Origin of the sequence: Photorhabdus stackebrandtii (assembly GCF_011189495.1) — a bacterium.
GTDB classification, from domain to species: Bacteria; Pseudomonadota; Gammaproteobacteria; order Enterobacterales; family Enterobacteriaceae; genus Photorhabdus; species Photorhabdus khanii.
Genome location: NZ_PUJV01000010.1, coordinates 1 through 24,507, shown reverse-complemented (window position 1 = coordinate 24,507; position 24,507 = coordinate 1). Strand labels below are relative to the sequence as shown.

The following is a 24,507-nucleotide window of genomic DNA, read 5'->3' as shown; positions in this document are numbered from 1 at the left end:
ATCAGGTGCAATATAAGCGAACAAGGAATCTACAACAGCATCAAACTCACCCTTGCAAGAAGCCCTCGTGATCAGTACACCGTAGAAAGACTTTTGCAAAGGAGTAGACCTACGTACGCCAAAGCTTTGGCAAATAATTCAGTAAGATATGCAATTTAACGGACACAACAATGGCAATCAAAAAGTCTGAACTCTATTCCTCCCTTTGGGCCTCCTGTGATGAACTGCGTGGCGGTATGGATGCCAGCCAGTACAAAGACTACGTACTCACCCTGCTGTTCATGAAATATGTCTCTGACAAATACAAAGGCAACCCCTACGGCATGATTGTAGTGCCGAAGGGAGCAAGCTTTGACGATATGGTGGCACTGAAGGGCGACAAAGAGGTTGGCGATAAGATTAACAAAATTATCAATGCACTCGCCGAAGAAAACGATCTGAAAGGTGTTATTGATGTTGCGGACTTCAACGATGAAGACCGGCTTGGCAAAGATAAGGAAAAAATCGATCGCCTGTCTAAGCTGATCGGGATTTTTGAAGGTCTCGACCTTTCAGCCAACCGTGCAGACGGCGACGATCTACTGGGCGATGCTTATGAATATTTGATGCGCCACTTCGCTACAGAATCAGGGAAAAGCAAAGGACAATTTTACACTCCGGCAGAAGTCTCGCGTATTCTGGCCAAAGTTCTTGGCATCAATGCCAACACACCTCAGGATGCAACGGTCTACGATCCCACCTGTGGTTCTGGTTCTCTGTTGTTAAAAGCCAGCGATGAAGCACCCCGCGGATTGTCGATCTTCGGTCAGGAGATGGATAACGCCACCAGTGCTTTGGCGCGCATGAACATGATTCTACATGACAATGCCACCGCAAAAATCTGGAAGGGCAACACCATCAGCGATCCACAGTGGAAAGACGCCAACGGTAAACTCAAGACCTTTGACTTTGCGGTAGCTAACCCGCCTTTCTCCAACAAAAATTGGACCAGTGGGATTAACCCGAAAGAAGATGAATTTGACCGTTTTACCTGGGGAATTCCACCGGAGAAGAACGGCGACTACACCTTTTTACTGCATATCATTAAAAGTTTGAAAAGCACTGGTAAGGGCGCGGTTATTTTGCCTCATGGCGTGCTGTTCCGTGGTAACGCAGAAGCCCGTATCCGCGAAAACCTGCTTAAGCAGGGCTATATCAAAGGCATCATTGGCTTGCCTGCCAACCTGTTCTACGGTACCGGCATCCCAGCCTGCATCATCGTGATTGATAAAGAGCATGCGCACAGTCGCAAAAGCATCTTTATGATTGATGCCAGTAAAGGCTTTATGAAGGATGGCAACAAAAACCGTCTGCGTAGTCAGGACATTCACAAAATTGTGGATGTCTTCAATCACCAGCGAAAATTGCCACGTTTTAGCCGCATGGTGCCTCTGAACGAGATTGCTGATAACGATTATAACCTGAATATTCCGCGTTATATCGATTCCAGCGAACCGGAAGATTTGCACGATCTCAGTGCCCATCTGCAAGGTGGAATACCAAACCGTGATATTGATGCGCTACAACATTACTGGCAGGTATTCCCAAGCATCCGCGCCACTTTGTTTAGCGATGCCCGCGAAGGCTATAGTCAGGCGCTGATCGCTGCCAATAAGATCAAATCGACCATTCTGGAACATCAGGAGTTTAAAGATTTCGCTGCCCGCAGCCTGCTGCCTTTCAAATCCTGGATCGCTCAAATTGCATTGCAGGAGATCCGCAGGGGCGATAATCCCAAGCAGTTGATTGATGAAACCTCTGAAGTGCTGCTGGAAAAGTACGCCAATACCGATCTGCTGGACAAATACAATGTCTATCAGATTCTGATGGACTACTGGGCAGATACCATGCAAGACGATATCTATGTGCTGATACAGGATGGCTGGTGTGCAGGTAAAGTGCTGCGTGAACTGATGACGAAGAAAGGTGAAAAGCTGAAGGAAACCCCAGATTTGGTTATCAATAAAACTAAATATAAAGCAGAACTTATTCCACCAGCGTTGATTGTCACTCATTACTTCCAGCAACAGCAGAACCACATCAACCAACTTCAAGCGGATATGGATACCGCCACACAAGAACTAGAAAGCTTTATCGAAGAGCACTCCGGTGATGACGGCTTACTGAATGATGCTCTGAACGATAAAGATAAAGTGACAAAAGCCAGCGTTACCGCTCGCTTGAAAATGACCAACGATCAAGAAGAAAAAGCTGTGCTTAAACAGGCTAAATCTCTGTTTGAGCAGGAAGCCGATGCAAAAAAAGTGCTCAAAGAAGCACAGGACAAGCTGGATATCACCGTGGCTAAACATTACCCCACTTTGACAAACGACGAAATCAAGATGTTAGTCGTACAAGATAAATGGCTGGCGACACTGCAAGCCAATATCAAAGCCGAAATTGAGCATATTATCCAACAGTTAGCTAACCGGGTTAAAGAGTTGGAAGAGCGCTATGCCGAACCACTTCCAGAATTAACACAATCTGTTGAGACACTAAGTAGCAAAGTCGCCAAGCATCTCAAAACAATGGGGCTGACGTGGTGATAGCGTTACAGGTTGTGGAAATGAATGTGCAAAACGCACCGAAGCAAGATGTTCCTGTTGGTTATAAACAAACAGAAGTAGGGATGATTCCTGAAGGTTGGGAAGTTAGAAGTATCGAACAGTTTACTGATTGTACTGCTGGTGGCACTCCCAGTACAAAAATCTCATCTTACTGGGGAGGCTCGCATCCATGGATGAGTTCAGGCGAGTTACACTTTAAACAAGTTTTTGACGTTGCAGAACGAATAACTGACGAAGGCCTTTCAAATTCAAGTACAAAATATGTACCCAAAGATTCCGTTCTAATAGGGCTAGCTGGGCAAGGGAAAACACGAGGAACTGTTGCAATTAACAGAATATCATTGTGTACAAACCAATCAATAGCCGCAATTTTCCCTAGTAGCGAGTATTGCACTGAATACTTGTTCTACAACTTAGATAATAGATATGAAGAACTAAGAAGCCTTTCAACAGGTGATGGCGGACGTGGTGGCTTAAATCTAACGATAATTAGAAAATTAATTGTACCCTTTCCTCCATTAGAAGAACAAACCGCTATCGCCAATGCTCTATCCGATGTCGATTCCCTGCTCAATGAACTAGAAAAACTGATCGCCAAAAAACAAGCCATCAAAACCGCCACTATGCAGCAACTGTTGACTGGTAAAACCCGTTTGCCACAATTTGCTTTGCGCGAGGATGGTACGGCTAAGGGCTATAAAACAAGTGAACTCGGAGAACTACCCGAAGATTGGGAGGTTGTAAATTTCTCATCTATTGCAATGCTGAAAAATAACAGAATTAATCCAAAAATAAATGGCGCTGAGGATTATTGCATTGAACTTGAACACATAGAACAAGGTACAGGAGAAATAGCAGGTTCAACAGAAACTACTATTTCATCATCTATAAAAAACATCTTTACCAAAGACGATATTCTTTTCGGGAAACTTAGAGCTTATTTAAAAAAATATTGGAAGGCTACACAAGATGGGGTTTGCTCAACCGAAATCTGGGTGCTAAAGGCTGCCCCTCAAAAATCGACGTCTGAGTTCATTTTTCAAACGGTACAAACTGAGCGATTTATAGAGGTTGCTTCAGAAGCATATGGCACACATATGCCAAGATCTGACTGGAAAACAGTCAAAGAATTTCAGTTAGCAATACCTTTATTACAAGAACAAACCTCCATAGCTACTATTCTTTCCGATATGGACGAGGAAATTCAATCCTTGCGGCAACGTCTGGATAAAACCCGCCAGATTAAACAGGGAATGATGCAGGAACTGCTGACGGGTAAAACACGTCTGGTTAAGCCAACGCAGCAAAGGAATTAGCCTACGTCAAAGATGAACTGGCAGAGGCCGATCAAAAGTAAAAGGCGTGATCATTACACTGGAGGATGATATACGCCTGCGCCGCACATTAAGCGTGGCGAATAATATTGATTTTTATCGTTACCAGGTTAGTTTCAAGTTAATGAAGGATTAAGCACACAACGTAAAGGAGAGCGGTATGTCATTGGTAGGCCAGCGTGAAAAGGCAACACAGGATCGGCTTATAGGTTTTTTCCAGCGCGATCTTGGTTACCGCTATTTGGGGAATTGGCAGGACAGAGATAACAATAAAAATATCGATATTGACCTGCTGACCAAATGGCTAAAAAAACGCGGTGTCAGTAATGCTTTAATCACCAAAACCATCCGTCAGTTGGATATCGCTGCTGCCCTGGGAGAAGGTAAGAAGCTTTATTACGCCAATAAGGATGTCTATCGCTTACTGCGTTACGGTGTAAAAGACAAAGAAGGTGCCGGAGAGCAAAATCAAACTGTCTGGCTTATCGACTGGCAGAATCCGCAAGCCAACGATTTTGCCATTGCAGAAGAAGTTTCGGTCAACGGCGAGAATAAAAAACGTCCGGATACCGTGATTTACGTCAACGGTATCGCGCTGGGTGTGCTGGAGCTAAAGCGTTCCTCGGTAAATCTGAGTGAGGGCATTCACCAAAACCTGGATAATCAGAAAAAAGATTTTATCCGCAATTTCTTTACCACTATACAGCTTGCTATGGCTGGTAATGACACTCAAGGATTACGTTACGGCACCATTGAAACACCAGAGAAATACTATCTTGAATGGAAAGAGGATATAGAAAATCCCTATCCATCCAAGCTGGATTTTCATTTAAGTTGTATCTGCAATAAATCACGTTTCCTGCAAATTATTCACGACTTTATTGTGTTTGATTCCGGGGTGAAGAAAATCTGCCGGCACAATCAATATCTTGGTATTCAGTCAGCAAAACAGCACATTGCCCGGCGCGAAGGAGGCATTATCTGGCATACTCAGGGGTCAGGCAAAAGCCTGACGATGGTCTGGCTGGCTAAATGGATCCGGGAAAACATGCAAAACTCCAGAGTATTGATCATCACCGATCGTACTGAGCTGGATGAACAAATCGAAAAAGTATTTACCGGTGTTGAAGAAGAGATCTATCGCACCAAAAGTGGCGCTGACTTGATTGCTACACTGAATCAGCCTAATCCCTGGCTGGTCTGCTCACTGGTGCATAAATTTGGCCGCCGCAGTGAGTCTGAAGACAGTGCAGCAACAGAAGCATTTATTGCCGAGTTAAAACAATCTCTCACTAAAGAATTTCGCCCGAAGGGTGACTTATTTGTTTTTGTAGATGAATGTCATCGTACCCAATCGGGCAAATTACACGAGGCGATGAAATCCATTCTTCCAGAGTCCATGTTTATCGGTTTTACCGGTACGCCACTGATGAAAAAAGATAAGAAAAAGTCAGTGGAAGTATTTGGACCTTATATTCATACCTATAAATTCGATGAGGCAGTTGCCGACGGAGTGGTTTTAGATCTGCGCTATGAAGCACGGGATATTGACCAGCACATCACCTCGCAGAAAAAAGTCGATGACTGGTTCGAAGCCAAAACCAGTGGTTTGTCGAATCTGGCTAAAACCCAACTGAAGCAAAAATGGGGTTCAATGCAGAAACTCCTATCCAGCAAATCACGCTTAGAGCAAATCGTTAACGATATTCTGCTGGACATGGATACTCGTCCCAGACTAATGGATGGCCGGGGCAATGCCCTGTTTGTGTGTTCCAGTGTTTATCAAGCCTGCAAAGCTTATGAAATGTTCAGCAGAAGCGATCTATCTGGCAAAGTGGCCATTGTCACCAGTTTTCAGCCGACACCATCCAGTATAAAAGGCGAAGAAACTGGCGCAGGCCTGACGGAAAAACTCTTTAAATACGATATCTATCGCAAAATGTTGGCTGACTATTTCGAGCAAAACGAGAACGAAGCCGCCAGCCGGGTTGAAGAGTTTGAAAAGGAAGTTAAAAAACGTTTTATTGATGAACCCGGCCAAATGCGCTTGCTGATCGTAGTGGAGAAACTGCTCACCGGTTTTGATGCACCTCCAGCCACTTATTTGTATATCGACAAAAAAATGGCCGATCACAACCTGTTCCAGGCTATATGTCGCGTTAACCGTCTGGATGGTGATGATAAAGAATACGGCTATATCATTGACTACAAAGACCTGTTCCGTTCACTGGATAAAGCTATCACCGATTATACCGCCGGGGCTTTTGACGGCTATGACAAAGAAGATGTAGCCGGATTACTCAAGGACCGACTGGAGCAAGCAAGGCTTGATCTGGAAAATGCACTGGAAATGGTCCGAAGCCTATGCGAACCGGTGAAAGAGCCACGCCATACGCAAGACTATATCCATTATTTCTGCGGTGAATCAGGCCTTAATCAGAGTGAATTAACCGAGAAGGAAGCGTTACGACTGACGCTGTACCAACATGTCGCCAGATTGCTACGGGCCTTTGCCAATATCGCCAATGAAATGCCCGATGCAGGCTACTCTGTCGCAAATATTGAGAAAGTACGGGCAGAGGTGTTGCATTATGAAAAAGTGCGCAGTGAGGTGAAACTGGCCAGTGGTGATCTGCTAGATATGAAGCGCTTTGAGCCTGCTATGCGCCATCTGCTTGATATGTATATTCGCGCAGATGATAGTAAGGTGCTGATGGACTTTGAAGAGTTGAGTCTGATTGAACTGATTGTTGAGAAAGGCGCTGATGCGCTGGATGAGCTACCTGAGGATATTCGTAACAATCAAGAGTCGATGGCCGAAACCATCGAGAACAACGTGCGCAGAACCATCGTTGATGAAAACGCGGTTAACCCCAAATACTACGACAGAATGTCAGTATTGCTAAACGAGCTGATCACGCTGCGTCGGCAACAGGCCATTGATTACAAAGTGTACCTCCAATACATCATGGAGCTTGCAAAACAGGTGGTTCGCCCGGGGCAAAGTAACAGGGCTTCTTATCCTCCCTCAATGGATACACAAGCAAAGCGAGCCTTTTACGATAACTTTGGTCAGGATGAAGTTCTGGCAACCAAAATAGACAGCACGATTCGTTACACCAAAAAAGCAGATTGGGTGGGAGATCGTTTTAAAGAACGTGAGATCGCCAATGCCGTTCGCGAAGAAACAGCTAGCTATAATGTTGATATACCTAGCATTATGGAGCTAGCTAAAGCACAAAAGGATTACCATTAATGCCAACCATGCAGATTGGACCGTTCAATTTACAGTTAAATCGCAAAGCAATTAAAAATCTGCATATCAGTGTATTACCCCCGGATGGGCGGGTACGCGTATCCGCGCCTGAGCATATGACAGAAACCGCCATACGTATGGCGGTGATTTCGCGTATCCCCTGGATTAAAAAACAACAACGTCATTTTCTTAACCAGCCCAGACAATCCGAGCGGGAAATGGTTGGCGGTGAATCTCACTATCTATGGGGTCGTCGATACAGATTACGTATACAGGAACGTATTGGCCGCCATGAAATTAACATGGCAGGAAATAACAAAATGTTAATGTATGTGAACCCAGGAACCACTTTAGAGAAAAAAGCATTAGTGTTGTCTGAATTCTACCGTCAAGAAATCAAAATTCGGATAGAAAAGCTGTTAACACAATGGGTGCCACGAGTGGGGGTTCCACTTCCCAATTGGGGAGTAAAAAAAATGAAAACAAAATGGGGAACCTGTAACACAGAAACCAAGCGCATTTGGCTTAACCTTGAGTTGGCCAAGAAACCGCCCGAATGCCTTGAATACATCTTAGTACATGAGCTGGTACACCTTCTGGAGCGACATCATAACGATCATTTCCGTGCTCATATGAATCGGCTAATACCTAATTGGCGTGAACATCGGAATTTGCTCAATAATATGCCACTGGCTTTTGATAGTTGGGAATATTAAGACATCACAGCTTAATATTACCGACGATCTGTTTCTATCCAATCTAAGGAGCAGCTATCGGACAAATTCTACATCAGTGCGCCATAACAGCAGAGGCAATACTATGAATATATTTGTAAACAATAAACTATTAAACCTGAAAGGTTCACTATGAACCCTATCCCCCAATGCTGGTGCGGGAACAAGAATCAAATTCAGGGTATTAATGTTGACTGTCAATTTTCATTTTTTTAGCTGATATAATGTATCGCTATTATTGAACGATTAATTCTGAAAACAATTTTTCTTGTGATATAGAAACAAGATACTATGATCGGTATAACTCAGTCTCTTTGGTGACTTTTCACAATTGAGCCGTCTACTATCTTGAAACGTTATTCAGTAAACCCGGCAAATATCACCGGGTGTTACGAGGCGTTTTTTTAACATTAAGGCATCATGATGGCTTTCGGAATGATAAAGGGCTCCTCTGAACCTGCTCCTCATTGGCAGAAGAAAATAAATAGTAAATTTTGTCCTCGACTAATGGGTTTGCCCTCATTTTTATTACAATTTTTGGATCCTCTTTCCCTCCTCATTAGCACATATTTAACAAACAAGTTTTAGCTTAGGGTAAACAATACTTCGAAACTCAACCGGAATTTTTTCTTTAATATCTGCTAATATTTTTTTATCTGCCCCGATAACCTCTATAAGCTCATTAATAATAGATTCTAGTTTCTCCATTCTATCCCATTGAACTTTATAAGCTCCCGAGTTTATCTTTTGCTCTACCCTCTGTAATTGTTTATTTTCTTTATATACATATTCCATTTTAATAATATTCATTTCGTTATCTATATTTTCTTTATAGGTGATAATCATATGAATATCATTAAATTTCTTAATGGTTTCAATACTATCGTATTCACTCTCAAAAATAGCAGTTATGAGCTCATCAGGTTGAACACCTCTCACTAAACAAAATGCTACCATTCTTTCTATAATCTCGTTTATTTTTAATGAGCCGCTCATCGTATCATCCTCTTAACTTCTTCAAGTATCCCCGATATTGCATCTATTGATTTTAGCAATTTTTTATTGTCTCGATCTCTAACAAGCCCAGGAGTTATAATAACTCTTTTATTTTATACTCCATATGGTGCAATAGAAATTAGACCTCTTTTCCCTGTACCTGTAGGTAGCACTACTAACGCTCCTTTATTATATGGTTGACTAAAGTAGTCTCTAATTTTGATATATTCTTCAATTTGAGGCATTCTCAACTTCCTATTTCCCTCAATATTAACCACTGTGTCTAAAAAAATAAGACATACATATTCCTTTTATTCTACCAATTACATCACAATATAGTTACCATTAAACACACATTCATTGAAAATAGTCTATGTAGTATGGGAAAAATCGTGATTAATAGCACGAACTTTATAACTTTGTAGCTCAATAAATTAATTTTATCTTTCTCACTAATTGTCTCATTTACGTTATCTATTTCAATGAAAACATAATTATATCTTACAGTATATAATCCTATGAATAATTTCATTATTTAATAAGATGAAAGTGTAATTATAAGGACATTACATATTCACACTCTTCCCCTTTAAAACAAAAAAGGACCACAGTACAGAGGTCCTTTAGCTATATTCTTTCAGTTATTAGAATCAGTAATATCCTAGGAGACTCTGCAAGGCAAGATTATCACTGTAACCGGATAGGACATTATCCATTAATATGATCAACACTCCCTGTTGTATGACATAGCTGTTACCCCTTTGCCAGAAGATTAAAACTGGTCATCAGGTTACTGTAATCTGGGATATGATTGGAGAAAAGATTCCCAAAAATGAATGTGGTTCCTTTTGATAAGAAGTATAACTCGGCAAGAATATTTGAAGATATGTGATCAATATTCAGTAAGTAGTTGATATCTGGGAGTTGTAGATATGTATCATTGCAACTAGTATGTGAAGCATAATTTTGACAGCAAGGATATCGGAATGGACTGGATTACTCACATCATTACGTTTTTAGTTGGCTTAGGATCAGGATGGTCACTTCGCATAGTGTTTACGTCACGTAAGAATGTTGATAGCTCAACTTCAAATGTTAACAACAATGAAGTGACCCAAATAGGCAATAAAGTGTCAAGGGGAAGCATCGTTGGTCGGGATCAGAATCGATCGCATTAAGAGGAAATTGATGTGTCTATCGAGCAATCAGGCAACCAAGTGCAAAATGGTAGCATTGTTGGTCGTGACCAAACTATTCACCAACATGCACCCAGAGGTACCAACAAGGAAATTCAGGCACTTTACGAACGGTTAAAAAGAGAAGGAGTCGGTGACGCAAGTTCAAACATTTGCGATGAACTCAATCATTACATGTCATTACAGCCCGATATAGATGTTAGGGGGTTGGATGAGAAATTAACCGAGAGTAACAGAGCTGATTTGCTGTTCATTGCTAAACAAATGAAAGAGAAGGCAGCTAAAGCGATTATGCGGAGGCAGACTTCTAAAACGGCTCAGCGAATTTTTGTAATAATTTTGGACCAGATTCACTTTGACTTTATAATGAAGGTCACTCCTTTGATACAAGACTCTAAAGATAGAGTTACCGTTGATGAGAAAATAAGTGAAATTATTGATGATCTCTATTCCTCGCTTGGAGAAAATTTATTAGAGATTACAGCGAAAGACTTACTTAGCTTGCTCTTTTTTCTTGGTGGTAATTGCCACATAAGGTGGGATAAATGTTAATTTATCATCCAGCATATGATGCGTATCACTGCTTGTTTCGCATGATAGCACTGATCGATCATATTGATGTTGTTGAAGTTGATAAGGCGAGGATATTGGATTTTTATCTAATATTTCCATCATTAATATCTAAAATTAGAATGCCGCATAATTATAGAGCTATGAAGACAGTGGCAAAAAAATATTCTAATTATTATCATGATCCCATTAGTTATATCTCAACCTTTCATGATATGCATCAAATTCAATTGGCAGCTATAAGATGTTTAGCTGCAACAGGGCTAATTGAGATTGGTGCGCTTGAAAAAGGAATTATAAAAAGAACTGACAAAGAAATTCCTGATGAGTTATTGTTATCCATGAGAGAGTTTTTAAACGAAAAAGAAGACATTCACAACTTTATACTTGATAAGTTGTCAAAATTCCATCTCACAGGGAAAGATGGTTTAAAACACAGAACAAGTTTAATGGAGTATCGGTATGACTTTTCTTAGTCCAACCTTTTCAGTGAGAAAATTGAAGGTTTTTCAGCATGGGCATGAAGCTTTTAGCTGTGATTTTCATAAGGGTGTGAATATTATCAGAGGGAGAAATAGTTCTGGTAAGACGACCATTATGGATTTATTGGCTTTTTCTATTGGTGCTGAGAATATTAGATGGAAACCTCAGGCATTAGTTTGTACTTCAACATTAACAGAAATTTCATTAAATAATAAACCAGCATGTCTCAAAAGGGAAATAACCAAAGAATCTCAACGACCTTTGAGTATTTTTTGGGGAACTATGGAACAAGTTCTACAGTCCTCCCCCTTGCAATGGGAAACATATCCATTTAAACGTTCAGAAAAATCTTTAAGTTTTTCCCAGGTTATTTTAAATGCTATGGATATGCCTTTGGCGCAGGGTGAAGGAGCATCAATATTAACAATGCATCAAATATTGCGCGTTCTTTACGCAGACCAACCCTCTGTGCATAGCCCAATATTCAGAATTGATAGTTTTGATAAAGCATTGACCAGAGAAACAGTTGGTGATTATTTATGCGGTATATTTGATGATACCCTATATAGCTCATTAATTAGATACAAACAAGTTGATGCTGAATTAGCTACAAAATCAGCTGAGTTAAGAAGTATATTTACGGTCTTAGGTAGATCTGGTCAGTCAGAAAATATTCATTTCATTGATGATAAAATAAAAGAACTTGAAGATAAAAGAAGTGAGTTGTATATAAAGTTAAATAACTTGAAAGGCCGGTCAGTTTCTGAGGGAAATAATAAAAAAGCTGATCGAGATAAAACTGCTGATATTCGTAGTAAATTAAACAAGGCTAAGGCTGAAGAACTAGAAAATAGCGACCAGATTCAAGCTTTAGAGATGGAAATTGCTGATTCTGAGATGTTCATCAATGAACTAGAGGAACGATACCGAGGACTTGGTAAGTCTAGAGTTGCTCGTGAATATTTCAGTAACGTACAATTTCGATTCTGCCCGAGTTGTTTAAGCGAATTAACAAGTTCAGAAGAACACGGATGTGGCTTATGTAAAAGCCATATCCCTGAAGGGCAAGATGCTCCACAACTATTAAGGATGAGAAATGAAATATCAGTACAATTAAAAGAGTCCAAGTTTTTGATGGAGCACAATATAGAGCAACTTCAAAAACTTAAACTGTTGTCTCCCTCACTCAAGAAAAATATACAAAGACTGGTTAGTGAGTATGAATCAATTTCTGAGGTATGGGAAAATGCCTTTGAGATTGAGTTTGAAGAGCTTACTCGAGAGCAGGGTGGTCTTGAGGAGGAGATCAATCAGGCTTATGAAACCAAAAAATTAAATGAAGTAATTTCAGAGTTACAGGCTAATAGAGATTCCTTGCAATCGGAAAAAGAGAGACTTAACTCATTAATAGAAACATTGCAAAACAAAGAGAGAAACAGAAAATCTAATGTAGCTGAAACAATAAGTAATATTATGATTAGATTGTTAAAGTTAGATCTTCCTTTGCAGACTGAGTTTATTTCTCCTGGTCAAGTAAATTTCAGCTTTGTAGATAATGAAGTTTATGTTAACGGTTCAAAAAATTTCTCTGAAAGCTCTGCTGTTGTTCTTAGACATATTTTTCATCTGTCACTGTTGACTGCAAGTCTTGATAAATCATATATGCGCATGCCTCGTTTTTTAATGCTTGATGGTATAGATGATGGCGGTATGGAGAAAGAGAGAAGCCATAATTTACAAAAAATTATTATTGAAGAAGCGGAAAACTACACACATGATTTTCAATTGATTTATGCAACATCGGAAATCAATCCAGAGTACGATAATACGAACTTGATAGTAGGTCGTTATTTCAATCCTGAGGATAGGTCTCTGAATGTTAACTACACAGGAATTGATAAAGATCTTTTAGGCTGAAACAACAAATGTCATGTATTTAGGTGCATGACATTGCATCTATTGTTGATACTTTGCTTTACTAACAGCTGACTTTATGTAAATTAACTTCAGTTGAATAGAAAATAGCTGAAAGCCTTGTGTGACACGGATTTTAGGCACAAAAAAGACGTCAGTTGATGTCCATTGATGTTCTGCTGGTGCTGAAGATCGAGCTCGAGTCACTCTTTATCACCTTACCCCTTCTTGCGCATTTCCATTACTGCATCATCTCCCGCCTCCCTTCCAGATACTGAACATGATTGTAAGTCCCACGAATAGCATTCCTATCCACATGAGCAAGTTGTGTCTCAATCTAGGTAGAGTTACATGCAGAATTGTACTCAGTACGGCCAGTGGCAATGGCGTAGCGAAAGACTTCATCACAGCGCACCTTACGCATCTTCTCTAATGCACCAAGCTTTTACCATTCGGCGCAAAGCCTCAAGCAATTCCATTGGTTTAATTTCGGCAATAGGGCGTTTGCCACAATGAAGGGAAAGATACCCTTCTCGAAAGTATCGATAATCTCGTCGCGATAACGTGGAGACCAGCGGTCGGCTTTTTGTTGATGCCACTCACGGACAATAGCTTAGAAAGTGTTTTCAAAGCTGAGCTTATGGGTGATTTTCCCTGCTTTCTTGACCTCGCCAGAGTCGCTTCCCGCTACCAGCACTTTCTTTGCTGCTTCACGCTTTTCCTACGCTTCAGCGAGTGAAACCTCTGGGTAAACGCCAAAAGCTAGGCGCTTTTCTTTACCGGCGTAACGGTACTTCATTCGCCAGTAGCGCGAACCGCTGGTCATCACTTCAAGATAAAGCCTGCCACTATCGGAGAGCTTATAAGGCTTGTCTTTAGACTTGGCGGAAGATCACAGGAGTCGAACCTGCCAGAGACCGCTGGCGGCCTCATCTGGATTTGAAGTCCAGCCGCCCCACCGGGGACGATGATCTTCCCTATCAATACGAAAGAATTATGAAAATATGCCGATTATAGCGCGTACTGTAAGGCTTCTGAATCGATCTGTGGAAACAATTCATCAATTTCCTAAAAAGCATTAAATTTTGTTGTTAAAAAACTCAATATTCGCGTTGAGTTTGCCGAATTTTACCTACATCTTATTAGCCGATACCCATTACGATACACTGCTCATTCAACAATGTATCCCAAGCACAAACAGGACCCTATATGACTAATCCGTTACTCGTTCCATCAGGTTTACCAAAATTTTCTTCTATTAAACCAGAACATGTTGTTCCTGCTGTAAAAGAAGTCATTGCAAATTACCGCCAAACCGTCGAAAAAATCCTGGCCGAGAATACCATTTTTACCTGGGACAATCTGTGTCAGCCACTGGCTGAAGCAAATGATAAACAGTCACGTGCATGGTCACCAGTCAATCATTTGAATTCGGTTAAAAACAGTCCGGAGCTGCGTGCAGTCTACGAAGAAAGTTTACCATTGCTGTCTGAATTCAGTACCTGGTTAGGTCAACACAAGGGCCTATATCAAGCGTATAAGTCATTACGTGAGAGTGCTGAGTTTGAGAAACTCTCTCAACCTCAACGCAAAGCTGTCGAAAATTCACTGCGCGATTTTAAACTGTCAGGTATCGGTCTGCCTGAGGCGAAACAGAAACGTTATGGCGAGATTAGTGCACGTTTGTCAGATTTAAGTTCTCAATTCAGCAATAATGTGCTTGATGCCACTATGGGCTGGACCAAGTTAATTACTGATGTAGAAGATCTGTCTGGTCTGCCTGAAAGTGCGATTGCCGCAGCTAAAGCTCAGGCAGAAGCGAGAGGAAAAAAAGGCTGGCTGCTGACTTTGGAAGCGCCAAGTTATCAGCCAGTTATCACTTATGCAGAAGACCGTGAATTGCGTCGGGAAATTTATCACGCTTATCAAACTCGTGCTTCTGATCAAGGCCCAAATGCCGGTAAATGGGATAACAGTGAAGTGATGGCTGAACTCCTTGCACTACGTCATGAGCAAGCCCAATTGCTTGGTTTCAAAAATTATGCTGAACAATCTCTTGCAACCAAAATGGCAAAAACCCCTAAGGAAGTTTTGGATTTTCTGAATGATTTGACAAAACGCGCTCATCCACAAGGTGAAGAAGAAGTAGATGAGTTAAAATGTTTTGCGAAATGGCATCATTGCGCCTACGAGCTGGAAGCTTGGGATATGGCTTATTATGCCGAAAAACAAAAACAGCATAAGTTTTCTATTAATGACGAACAGTTACGTCCTTATTTCCCTGAGCAACGGGCTGTTGAAGGGCTATTTGAAGTTATTCGCCGTATCTATGGCATTACAGCCAAAGAGCGCCATGATATAGAAACCTGGCACCCGGATGTCCGTTTCTTCGATCTATATGATGATAAAAATGAGCTGCACGGCAGTTTCTATATGGATCTTTATGCGCGCGAACATAAACGAGGCGGTGCCTGGATGGATGAATGTATCAGCAAGATGCGCCATTCCAACGGCGAACTGCAAAAGCCTGTCGCTTATCTGAACTGTAACTTCAACAAACCTGTTGGTGATAAACCCGCTCTGTTCACCCACAATGAAGTGAACACGCTGTTCCACGAGTTCGGTCACTGTCTGCACCTGATGCTGACTCAGATTGAAACTGCTGCTGTCTCCGGTACTAATGGCGTGCCATGGGATGCGGTTGAGATGCCAAGCCAGTTCATGGAAAATTGGTGCTGGAAACCAGAAGCACTGGCATTTATTTCTGGTCACTATGAAACTAAAGAGCCTCTGCCGCAATCTATGCTGGATAATCTTTTAGCCGCGAAAAACTATCAAGCTGCAATGGCTATGCTGCGTCAGCTTGAGTTTGGTCAGTTCGATTTCCGCCTGCATGTTGAGTATGATCCGGCGAAAGGTGCTCAGATTATGCAAACCCTGAAGAAAGTGAAAAAATTGGTTTCCGTAGTACCTTCACCTAAATGGGCCCGTTTCCCACATTCATTCAGTCATATCTTCTCCGGTGGTTATGCCGCAGGTTACTACAGCTATCTGTGGGCTGAAGTGCTGGCAGCTGATGCCTTCTCACGCTTCGAAGAAGAAGGGATTTTCAACCGCGAAACCGGCCAATCTTTCCTTGATAACCTTCTGTCCCGTGGTGGTTCTGAAGATCCAATGGAATTGTTCAAACGTTTCCGTGGCCGTGAACCCAAACTGGATGCCATGCTGCGTAGTTCTGGTATCAAGGGATAATCAGGGTGGGTATCTGTTTAATCTGTGAACAAGGCGCTGATAGCAGCGCCTTATCTCAACTGGCAGAGCGCTGGCAACTGGTACATGACGAAAGCGCTGTCATGGCATTGGTTCTTACACCTCAACACCTCGAACTCCGCAAAAGGGATGAGCCCAAACTGGGCGGCATCTATGTGGATTTTGTATCAGGCACAATGGCACATCGCCGCCGCTTTGGTGGCGGACGAGGTGAAGCGGTTGCTAAGGCTGTAGGGATCAAAAAAGATTATCTGCCAACCGTTGTGGATGCTACCGCAGGTCTGGGACGCGATGCCTTTGTACTGGCATCACTGGGTTGTCATGTCAGAATGCTGGAACGCCATCCTGTGGTCGCGGCATTACTAGATGATGGGCTTCAACGTGGTTACCAGGATGAAGAAATCGGCAGCTGGCTGAAAGAACGCATGACATTGCTCCATGCCTCCAGCATCACAGCGCTGACCGATATTACACCACAGCCCGATGTGGTTTATCTTGATCCTATGTATCCACATAAGCAGAAAAGTGCATTAGTGAAGAAAGAGATGCGGGTGTTTCAGTCTCTGGTTGGTGCTGATGAAGATGCTGATAATTTGCTATCCCCTGCACAAGCTCTGGCAAAACGCCGTGTCGTGGTAAAGCGACCTGATTATGCAGAACCCTTAGCTGGAGTAGCTGCATCAGCAGCTATTACCACAAAAAACCACCGTTTTGATATCTATCCTTGTTAAAACATCAGCCGCAATATGCGGCTGATCACGTTAATTTACAAGATACCCTGAGAGAGCATAGCGTCAGCAACTTTTACAAATCCGGCAATATTCGCACCCTGAACATAATTGGTCTGTTTGCTCTCGCCACCATATTCAACACAGGCGTGATGAATATCCAGCATGATGTGATGCAAACGTGCATCCACTTTCTCAGCCTTCCAGCCTAAACGTGCTGCGTTTTGCGCCATTTCCAAACCAGACGTTGCCACGCCACCCGCGTTGGCTGCTTTACCCGGTGCGAATAGCACACCTGCTTCAATAAAAGCTTCAGTCGCTGAAATGGTTGCGGGCATATTCGCGCCCTCAGCTACGGCTTTAACGCCATTCTTAATCAGGACCTTAGCTGCATCTAAATCCAACTCGTTCTGGGTAGCGCATGGCAAAGCGATATCAACTGGCACAGACCAGGGTTGTAACCCTTTCAGGAAAGTCAGCCCCCGCTCTTTGGCATATTCTTCCACCCGGCCATAGTGCTGGTTTTTAATCTCTTCAAGGTGAGCCAGTTTCTCCAGCGTGAAACCTTCTTCATCAACCACTGTGCCACCGGAATCAGAAGCGGTAACCACTTTCGCCCCCAGCGCCATACATTTCTCAATAGTATACTGTGCGACGTTACCAGCACCAGAAACCGACACCCGCATACCATCAAAACTCATACCATGACGTTTCAGCATGGCATTGGTGAAGTAAACCAGACCATAACCGGTTGCTTCCGGGCGAATCAAACTGCCACCGAAAGAGAGACCTTTACCAGTAAATACACAAGCGGTGTTATTAGAGAGTTTTTTCATCATCCCTGACATAAAAGCCACTTCACGGCCACCCACACCAATATCCCCCGCAGGAACATCGGTATCGGGTCCCAGATGGCGGTACAATTCTGTCATTAATGCCTGACAAAAACGCATCACTTCGCCCTGACTTTTTCCTTTGGGATCAAAATCTGAGCCCCCTTTACCACCCCCCATCGGTAAGGTTGTCAGCGCATTTTTCAAGGTCTGTTCAAAGCCAAGGAATTTCAGAATAGAGAGATTCACCGATGGATGAAAACGCATACCACCTTTATACGGACCAATGGCTGAGTTGAACTGCACCCGCCATGCACGGTTTACCTGAACCTTACCTTGATCATCTACCCAGCAAACTCGAAACTGAATAACCCTTTCCGGCTCGACCATACGCTCCAGCAAGCTTTGTTCACGGTATTTCGGGTTTTGTTCAAGGAACGGCCAAAGAGAGGTGAATACTTCCCGGACAGCCTGAAGATATTCTGGTTGATATTCATCCCTGAGTTGAATCGATCCAAGAAATGAAGACAAAGATAGTAAACAGCTCATAGTTATTCCTTATTTCTACTTTGGTTGTAATGTCTCCTCAGCAATTTCCTAATTATTATTTTTGTCGAAAATGTGAGGTAAGTTGCGTTTGCCCTTTGAATATATCACTGTTCTATATTCATCTTTCAAGAAGTTTTTTCGCAGAAAGGTAAAAAAAATTTCTTGATTGCATCGGACATAAACCAAACAACACCTCATTTCATCAAAAAAAACGCCTGCATAAGCAGGCGATTTTATCGAATAAATTTTCAGTTTATGGCTATTCATCGTCACGCAGAGGAACGATCAGCATATCAACATGAACAGTGTTAATCAGCTGACGCGCAGAGGACATCAGTTTGCTCCAAAAATCCTGATGATGACCACAAACAACCAGATCTATGTCATATTTCTTAATCGCATCAACCAATACCTGAGCCAGATCACCGCTACCACTCAAGGTTTCCTGAATGTCATAATCTGTATTTGCAGAGAGCTCTTTCAACGCATTACGAGTCTCGTCAGTAATGCGTTGCTGCATATCACCGAGATTAACATCAATCAAACCGGTATAGAGATCGGAATAGTTAACATCAACATGAATCAAGGAAACATTAGCATTGTACGGCTTTGCCATGGAAATGGCTTTTTGTACCAATACCTGACTTTCCGGGGATAAATCAACCGCAACAAGAATATGTTTATAAGCCATAAGCGAACTCCTTCCATAATGCCGATTAATGAGTTGGCAGGGCAAATTGCCACTATCCTGTGTCTATTACTATAACTACTTATGAATGCCCTTAAAATGCTGTTTCGATCACAGCTCATCGCATTTGGCTATCCAGCAAAGAACATCCACCAAACAACATATACCACAATGGCTATTCCTGCCACTTGATGAATAACAAAATCAAGTTCTGGAGTTATGGCTTTTCTTAAAACCCAATATATTTGCATGAACAACCGACAAGGATTAACCGCCATTCTAAGCTCTGAACAAATTTAAACTATGTAGAAGGGTTTTTTGTACTATCTGACTATCTTTCCTACAATAAATATAAGGCGTCACCGCCTGCAATTTTGATTTTTTTCCTTTTGTGACAGCTTTGGCTAACCATTCTAAGGAGGGGATTATGTTCAGTTCAATTGCACTGTTTTGGGCGCTGTGTCTTGTCTGCATTATGAATATGATGCGCTACTTCTCTTCACTGCGGGCATTGTTGTCTATTCTTCGCCAGTCCGATCCCTTGCTTTATCAATCAGTAGACGGTAACGGTTTTTTTACTGCTCATGGACAGCTCAATAAGCAGATAAGGCTCGTGCACTATATCAATTCGCAACGTTACCTTGCTCATCATGATCCAGAAGTGGTGCTTCGCTGTGAACGGCTGAGAAGGCAATTTATTCTGACGAGCGCGTTGAGTGGATTAGTTGTTGTTTGTCTGATTTCTATGTTGATTTGGTATTAAAACGAAAGGCGGTATAGTTAACCCATACCGCCTTCAAATTATTCGTCAAAACAATTAAATCAGTTTCAAAGCGAACCAGTAGAAAATACCGGATAACCCGATTGAAACTGGTAACGTCAGTATCCAGGCCAACATGATGTTCTTGATTGTTTTACCCTGAACACCACCACCATCAACCAACATCGTCCCCGCTACCGCAGAGGAAAGAACCTGTGTAGTCGAAACCGGCATCCCGGTATAACTCGCCACACCAATTGAAACAGCCGCTGTCATCTGAGCTGAAACACCCTGTGCGTAAGTCATACCTTTCTTACCAATCTTCTCACCGATAGTCACTGCAACACGTTTCCAACCAACCATGGTTCCCAAAGACAGTGCCAGTGCCACGGCTATGATGATCCAGACAGGTGCATACTCAACAGTGTGCAGTAAATCTTTGCGCAGCTTATTCAGGAAACGGGCATCCTCAGCACTGGTTTCCGGCAGTTTAGCCACAGATTCCGCAGTATCAGCAATACACATCAACATGCGACGCATATTGTTACGCTGTTCAGGACTCAATTCGCTGTAGCTCTGAATGCCCTTCAATATGCTTTCTGTCTGATTAAGAACAGCTACAGCGCGAGTGCTGTCACAATGGAATCGCCCTTCCAATTCATCTTCAGCAACAGCGATCAATGGCGTCAGCTCAATGGCATGAGATAACGCCGAACCATGCTGCTGATAATATTGTTGCAGGTGAGTAACAGCATCGTAAGTACGGGCAATGTCATAGCCATTAGCATTCATGTTTACGACAAATCCCGCCGGAGCTACGCCGATCAACACCAGCATAATTAAACCGATGCCTTTCTGACCATCATTTGCCCCATGAGAGAAACTTACTCCTACCGCAGACAAAATCAGCGCAGTACGCGTCCAGAAAGGTGGCTTACGCTTACCATCTTTCTTTTCACGTTCAGCAGGTGTCAGATGAATACGTTTGCGTTTCTTGGTGCTACTCCAGTAACGACGCAGCAGAAACACGATTGCCCCAGCGATGATCAATCCAATTAAAGGAGAGAGGATTAACGACAGGAAAATCTGTATCATCTTCGGCACATTCAGCGCATCAACCACAGAAGAACTGGTCACGATGGCATTGGTCAAGCCAATACCAATAATGGAACCAATCAGGGTATGAGAACTGGATGCAGGTAAGCCGAAAAACCAGGTGCCAAGATTCCAGACAATGGCAGCCAGCAGCATGGAAAACACCATGGCAAGACCATGAGCAGAGCTGACATTGAGCAGAAGATCGGTAGGGAGTAAATGTACAATCGCGTAGGCAACACTTAATCCACCAAGAAGAACACCGAAAAAGTTAAATACCCCAGCCATGACAACTGCGAATTGTGCTCGCATAGCACGGGTATAAATAACTGTTGCTACCGCATTCGCGGTATCATGAAAGCCATTAATAGCTTCATAAAACAGCACAAACAGCAGTGCCAGTACTAACATTAGGCTGGTGTGAAAATCCAGGCCAGTAAAAAGATGTAGCATAAACGTTAAGCCAGTTAGTTGGACATGAACGCGGCGCATTATCAGTGACAAATGCTAGCGGGGAAAGTGAAATATGAACTTTTTTTGATTTCATGACAACCAGATAACAATAAGAAATGGAAATATTCCTTATATATCATAAAATTGCATACCTTTTAAAAAATTGACAATTTTAAGACAAAAAATAAATTTACCTGACAAATTCAGGTCATACAGGGGATTTTTTCCTCAAAATTATCAAAAACGCAACACTTTAAGGGAAGTTCCCGCTAAATTATTCGGTTATAAAGAGAGAAACAGTGGAAAGATTTGATGTAGTTATTGTTGGTGCCGGTGCAGCCGGTCTGTTTTGCGCAGCTCAAGCCGGGCAACACGATTTACGGGTGCTGGTCCTGGACAATGGTAAAAAAGCTGGGCGTAAGATTTTGATGTCCGGCGGTGGGCGTTGTAACTTTACTAATATGTACACAGAGCCATCAACCTATCTTTCCGCTAATCCCCATTTCTGCAAATCTGCCTTGGCCCGTTATACACAGTGGGATTTTATTGAGCTGGTTCAACGTCATGGCATTGCTTATCACGAAAAAACCCTGGGACAGCTTTTTTGCGACGATTCAGCCCAGCAGATAGTTGATATGTTGTTGAAAGAGTGTGAGGCTGGTCAGGTCACTATTCGTCTGCGTAGCGAAGTTAGCCACGTAGAAAAAAAGGAGTTAGGTTTCGTTATCACCGTTAACGGAAAGGAAGTAAGTACACGCTCACTTGTCATCGCTTCCGGTGGGTTATCTATGCCGGGTCTTGGCGCAACCCCTTTTGGTTATCGGATTGCAGAACAGTTCGGTCTAAAAGTCTTGCCAACCCGCGCCACTCTCGTACCTTTTACTCTGCATAAACCACTACTGGAGCAACTTCATGTGCTTTCCGGTGTATCCGTTCCCGCCACTGTCACCGCCGAAAATGGCACGCTGTTCAAAGAAAATATCCTGTTTACCCACAGGGGACTTTCTGGCCCGGCAATCTTACAAATTTCCAGTTATTGGCAGCCGGGAAAGTTTGTGAGTATTAACTTACTTCCAGATATTGATCTGGAAACGTTTCTGGAGAAAGAACAGAGTTCTCACCCGAACCAAAGTGTAAAAAATACTTTGGCAAAATTATTACCGAAGAGGCTGACAGAATGTCTGCAAACACTCGGTCAACTCCCGGATGTTTCTCTTAAGCAGTTGAATTCCGTCCAGCAAAAGCAATTAGCGACAAACCTCCAGTCATGGCAAGTACAACCCAACGGTACTGAAGGATATCGTACTGCTGAGGTTACTATGGGCGGCGTGGATACTCATCAGCTTTCATCCAAAACAATGGAAGCTAATCAGGTAAAAGGACTCTACTTTATCGGTGAAGTAGTAGACGTCACCGGCTGGCTTGGTGGCTACAATTTCCAGTGGGCATGGAGTTCCGCTTGGGCGTGTGCGCAAGCGTTGTGACTTTTGTGAGGAGTTTAGGATTATTCGTTAATAAAGTGTTAGCGGCTAACTGAGAAGAAAATTCTGGGCATGTCAATACATCTTCGCCTCAAAATCGAACTGTACTGAAACTTTCTTACAGTCATATGTAATTGTATACGCAGCTGTCTGGCATCAGATTTCAGTATGTTTTCTATAACAAAAAATGCATTTAAGAATGATTACTACCTCAGTTTAAATTCTCTGTATCTGGGAGCCAGTTTTGTGTCAACCTCAATGTGAGTTTGAGCTGAATTAAGACGCCCTTTAGAAAGGGTGTTTACCTTTCTGTGGAGGAAGGGGTAGTCAGGCCGTCCATTGAAGCAGGAACCCACCGAAAGTGTTCAAGTTAGGTAAACCCACGCAGGCACCAAAGTTGTTTTGCCGACCTAGAGAGGACCAAGCAGACACACCACTAACGTATCAGTCAATGCTGCCTTGAGATGTGGTTCTATGTATCTTGGATATAGTGCATTGTTCTTTATGTACAATGTGAAAAACGCAGCTTAAATCGCTCCATCTATTTGTAGGCTTCTGACGTTCTTACACAACAATCAAAACTTTTTGAGTGTTTATCACCCCTCGTCTGAGCATCAGGCGCAACCTCTGAACAATCAGTATTGAGAAAAGGCACCTAAAGCCAGGGCCGAGTTTGATGGTATAACCTATAATGAAAGAGATCGCATTGTGAACGTCACGGAAGAGCTAATGAAACTTACCCTAAGGACTCACGACAGATCAGACTAACTGGTTAACCTCTACAGTTAACATAAAATGAAATGGCTTATACATACGTATTCCTCTTCTCAGTTAATTTATACTTTTTAAATAAAAAATACAGAAATATCACTGCAAGCAGGATACTTGTTAATTTGAAAATAAATTCGATAGAAATAAGTTTTGCAGTGTACCCCCCAATAATTGGCATCAAAATTGCCATTATATAGATGAAATTTTCTGTATACCTCCTGTAGCTTTCCCTACATGTTCAAAACCAATAATATTTCTTACACCGTATCTGATTGCGAAAAATGTCACACCAGAAGCCGTACCAACCAAGAAAATTAATAAATAGTATGTAGCATAATGATTTGTTTTTGCGTCTAAAAAACCAAATCCCCAAAAGGCCACAAAGTTAACCATAACGGAGAATAACAGGAGATTCTTAGCTGACAACTTTTTCAGTAACAAGCCAGAAATTCGCGTCCCTACTATGCCACCGACGCCGAGAAGTGAAATTATGTAGCCTATGCTACTTTCACTTTGTCCAATCTTCTCGAAGAAGATACCAAGCATATCATTGCTAAGAAAAAAGGCTAAGTTTGACAAAGTATAGGCCGAAACAAGTAAATATAAATCCGGTTTGCTTTTTAATTGCTGTATGAGTGAGAAACGCTCTATGGCAGTAGAATTTATACCCACTTAACTTGAAGATGCAGGATTCAGAACCTGGAAGTTGTCATTAATACGGCACGACAAGTTCCCGGCCAGTTCCGGTAATATTTCCGTAAAAAAGCGATGTATTGCCTGTTTGAACAAG

General features: G+C 42.2%; 17 protein-coding genes, 1 tRNA gene and 2 pseudogenes. 11 read left to right on the top strand and 9 right to left on the bottom strand.

Features of this window, described 5'->3' with window-relative positions:
• The first annotated feature begins 170 nt into the window (after positions 1-170).
• The 4 genes from C5470_RS10590 to C5470_RS10575 all read left to right on the top strand — a co-directional run bounded on the left by C5470_RS10590 (position 171) and on the right by C5470_RS10575 (position 7,912).
• A complete protein-coding gene (locus C5470_RS10590) occupies positions 171-2,585 on the top strand; it encodes a type I restriction-modification system subunit M (RefSeq protein ID WP_166288636.1) in 2,415 nt (804 codons plus the stop codon).
• 20 nt (positions 2,586-2,605) lie between these two features.
• Entirely contained in the window at positions 2,606-3,922 is a 1,317-nt protein-coding gene (locus C5470_RS10585; protein WP_166288633.1) for a restriction endonuclease subunit S, read from the top strand.
• Positions 3,923-4,100: 178 nt separating this feature from the next.
• Positions 4,101-7,196 carry a type I restriction endonuclease subunit R gene (locus tag C5470_RS10580; protein ID WP_166288630.1) on the top strand — a complete coding sequence of 1,032 codons (3,096 nt, stop codon included), beginning with the start codon at positions 4,101-4,103 and terminating at the stop codon, positions 7,194-7,196.
• On the top strand, positions 7,196-7,912 hold the full coding sequence (locus tag C5470_RS10575) for a M48 family metallopeptidase (RefSeq protein WP_166288627.1): 717 nt from the start codon (positions 7,196-7,198) through the stop codon (positions 7,910-7,912). Before C5470_RS10580 ends, C5470_RS10575 begins: the two co-directional genes overlap by 1 nt.
• A 588-nt stretch (positions 7,913-8,500) precedes the next feature.
• Here C5470_RS10575 and C5470_RS10570 read toward each other — a convergent pair.
• Together C5470_RS10570 and C5470_RS23245 are read right to left on the bottom strand one after the other, a co-directional pair.
• Positions 8,501-8,926 (bottom strand): hypothetical protein, encoded by a 426-nt coding sequence (locus tag C5470_RS10570; protein ID WP_166288624.1) that lies wholly within the window; start codon positions 8,924-8,926, stop codon positions 8,501-8,503.
• 113 nt (positions 8,927-9,039) lie between these two features.
• Entirely contained in the window at positions 9,040-9,171 is a 132-nt protein-coding gene (locus C5470_RS23245) for a hypothetical protein (RefSeq protein ID WP_278249184.1), read from the bottom strand.
• A gap of 945 nt (positions 9,172-10,116) precedes the next feature.
• On the opposite strand from C5470_RS23245, the gene C5470_RS10560 reads away from it, so the two are divergent.
• The 3 genes from C5470_RS10560 to C5470_RS10550 are packed head-to-tail and all read left to right on the top strand — an operon-like array spanning position 10,117 to position 13,092.
• On the top strand, positions 10,117-10,674 hold the full coding sequence (locus C5470_RS10560; protein ID WP_166288621.1) for an ABC-three component system protein: 558 nt from the start codon (positions 10,117-10,119) through the stop codon (positions 10,672-10,674).
• Positions 10,668-11,168 carry an ABC-three component system middle component 5 gene (locus C5470_RS10555; protein ID WP_166288618.1) on the top strand — a complete coding sequence of 167 codons (501 nt, stop codon included), beginning with the start codon at positions 10,668-10,670 and terminating at the stop codon, positions 11,166-11,168. The genes C5470_RS10560 and C5470_RS10555 overlap by 7 nt, the downstream gene beginning before the upstream one ends.
• Entirely contained in the window at positions 11,155-13,092 is a 1,938-nt protein-coding gene (locus tag C5470_RS10550; protein WP_166288615.1) for an ATP-binding protein, read from the top strand. Before C5470_RS10555 ends, C5470_RS10550 begins: the two co-directional genes overlap by 14 nt.
• A gap of 349 nt (positions 13,093-13,441) precedes the next feature.
• Here the strand turns inward: C5470_RS10550 and C5470_RS10545 are convergent.
• Positions 13,442-13,978, bottom strand: a pseudogene (locus C5470_RS10545) (tyrosine-type recombinase/integrase); the annotation flags it as partial.
• Positions 13,972-14,066 (bottom strand) — tRNA-Sec (locus C5470_RS10540). The pseudogene C5470_RS10545 and the gene C5470_RS10540, both read right to left, overlap by 7 nt.
• Positions 14,067-14,298: 232 nt before the next feature.
• Here C5470_RS10540 and prlC point away from each other — a divergent pair.
• Both prlC and rsmJ read left to right on the top strand, forming a co-directional pair.
• On the top strand, positions 14,299-16,341 hold the full coding sequence (prlC, locus tag C5470_RS10535; RefSeq protein WP_166288612.1) for an oligopeptidase A: 2,043 nt from the start codon (positions 14,299-14,301) through the stop codon (positions 16,339-16,341).
• 5 nt (positions 16,342-16,346) lie between these two features.
• Positions 16,347-17,090, top strand: a complete 744-nt coding sequence (gene rsmJ / locus C5470_RS10530) for a 16S rRNA (guanine(1516)-N(2))-methyltransferase RsmJ (RefSeq protein ID WP_036846410.1) — start codon at positions 16,347-16,349, stop codon at positions 17,088-17,090.
• A gap of 35 nt (positions 17,091-17,125) precedes the next feature.
• Here the strand turns inward: rsmJ and gdhA are convergent, their stop codons facing one another.
• Entirely contained in the window at positions 17,126-18,469 is a 1,344-nt protein-coding gene (gdhA, locus tag C5470_RS10525; RefSeq protein WP_166288609.1) for an NADP-specific glutamate dehydrogenase, read from the bottom strand.
• A 259-nt stretch (positions 18,470-18,728) separates the two neighbouring features.
• On the bottom strand, positions 18,729-19,160 hold the full coding sequence (gene uspA, locus C5470_RS10520; RefSeq protein ID WP_166288606.1) for a universal stress protein UspA: 432 nt from the start codon (positions 19,158-19,160) through the stop codon (positions 18,729-18,731).
• Between the two features lie 424 nt (positions 19,161-19,584).
• Between uspA and uspB the strand changes: the two genes are divergently transcribed.
• Complete coding sequence (uspB, locus tag C5470_RS10515) at positions 19,585-19,920, top strand: universal stress protein UspB (protein WP_036846413.1); 336 nt, start codon at positions 19,585-19,587, stop codon at positions 19,918-19,920.
• A gap of 54 nt (positions 19,921-19,974) precedes the next feature.
• Here the strand turns inward: uspB and pitA are convergent, their stop codons facing one another.
• Positions 19,975-21,465: an inorganic phosphate transporter PitA gene (gene pitA, locus C5470_RS10510; RefSeq protein WP_166288603.1), complete on the bottom strand. Its 1,491-nt coding sequence runs from the start codon at positions 21,463-21,465 to the stop codon at positions 19,975-19,977.
• Positions 21,466-21,764: 299 nt separating this feature from the next.
• On the opposite strand from pitA, the gene C5470_RS10505 reads away from it, so the two are divergent.
• A complete protein-coding gene (locus tag C5470_RS10505; protein WP_166288600.1) occupies positions 21,765-22,949 on the top strand; it encodes an aminoacetone oxidase family FAD-binding enzyme in 1,185 nt (394 codons plus the stop codon).
• 957 nt (positions 22,950-23,906) lie between these two features.
• Here the strand turns inward: C5470_RS10505 and C5470_RS10500 are convergent.
• Positions 23,907-24,389, bottom strand: a complete 483-nt coding sequence (locus C5470_RS10500) for an MFS transporter (RefSeq protein ID WP_166288597.1) — start codon at positions 24,387-24,389, stop codon at positions 23,907-23,909.
• Positions 24,390-24,507 (bottom strand): annotated as a pseudogene (locus C5470_RS10495) (IS630 family transposase); the annotation flags it as partial.

Excerpts from the sequence above, each read along its gene's own strand:
- C5470_RS10570 (WP_166288624.1), bottom strand. The coding sequence starts at position 8,926 with ATGAGCGGCTCATTAAAAATAAACGAGATTATAGAAAGAATGGTAGCA.
- C5470_RS10555 (WP_166288618.1), top strand. The coding sequence starts at position 10,668 with ATGTTAATTTATCATCCAGCATATGATGCGTATCACTGCTTGTTTCGC.
- C5470_RS23245 (WP_278249184.1), bottom strand. The coding sequence starts at position 9,171 with ATGCCTCAAATTGAAGAATATATCAAAATTAGAGACTACTTTAGTCAA.
- uspB (WP_036846413.1), top strand. The coding sequence starts at position 19,585 with ATGTTCAGTTCAATTGCACTGTTTTGGGCGCTGTGTCTTGTCTGCATT.
- C5470_RS10575 (WP_166288627.1), top strand. The coding sequence starts at position 7,196 with ATGCCAACCATGCAGATTGGACCGTTCAATTTACAGTTAAATCGCAAA.
- prlC (WP_166288612.1), top strand. The coding sequence starts at position 14,299 with ATGACTAATCCGTTACTCGTTCCATCAGGTTTACCAAAATTTTCTTCT.
- C5470_RS10580 (WP_166288630.1), top strand. The coding sequence starts at position 4,101 with ATGTCATTGGTAGGCCAGCGTGAAAAGGCAACACAGGATCGGCTTATA.
- C5470_RS10590 (WP_166288636.1), top strand. The coding sequence starts at position 171 with ATGGCAATCAAAAAGTCTGAACTCTATTCCTCCCTTTGGGCCTCCTGT.
- gdhA (WP_166288609.1), bottom strand. The coding sequence starts at position 18,469 with ATGAGCTGTTTACTATCTTTGTCTTCATTTCTTGGATCGATTCAACTC.
- C5470_RS10550 (WP_166288615.1), top strand. The coding sequence starts at position 11,155 with ATGACTTTTCTTAGTCCAACCTTTTCAGTGAGAAAATTGAAGGTTTTT.
- uspA (WP_166288606.1), bottom strand. The coding sequence starts at position 19,160 with ATGGCTTATAAACATATTCTTGTTGCGGTTGATTTATCCCCGGAAAGT.
- pitA (WP_166288603.1), bottom strand. The coding sequence starts at position 21,465 with ATGCTACATCTTTTTACTGGCCTGGATTTTCACACCAGCCTAATGTTA.
- C5470_RS10585 (WP_166288633.1), top strand. The coding sequence starts at position 2,606 with ATGAATGTGCAAAACGCACCGAAGCAAGATGTTCCTGTTGGTTATAAA.